The 279-nt window shown below is 44.4% G+C and carries 1 protein-coding gene; it reads right to left on the reverse strand.

Features of this window, described 5'->3' with window-relative positions; all coding sequences use genetic code 11:
• Positions 1-84 precede the first annotated feature (84 nt).
• A partial coding sequence (locus KVT37_RS32155) for a hypothetical protein (RefSeq protein WP_217579019.1) occupies positions 85-279 on the reverse strand: 195 nt, incomplete at its 5' end.

The following is a 279-nucleotide window of genomic DNA, read 5'->3' on the forward strand; positions in this document are numbered from 1 at the left end:
TCCACAAGCTTGCGCAAATTTCTAAATAGCCTATCTATCGTTGTGCATTTCGCGCGTCATAATATATTCCTAAATAAAGAGCTTTTACGAAGAGCTAAACTTCTGGGCTCCGCCGAATCCCAGCTTTCCACCGCTTTCTTGCATACATAGTGTTGGTAATGTTAAGGATTGTTGATTAAACCGGGAGTAGATAGTTGCGCGGCCTACTAGCGCGTAGGTGAGGCCAAAATACTCTATCGCCCTAATTGCTTGTTCACCTGCGAATGAGGAAAGGACGAT

It is taken from the genome of Mesorhizobium sp. GbtcB19 (assembly GCF_019091085.1).
In the GTDB taxonomy this organism is placed as follows: Bacteria; Pseudomonadota; Alphaproteobacteria; order Rhizobiales; family Rhizobiaceae; genus Mesorhizobium.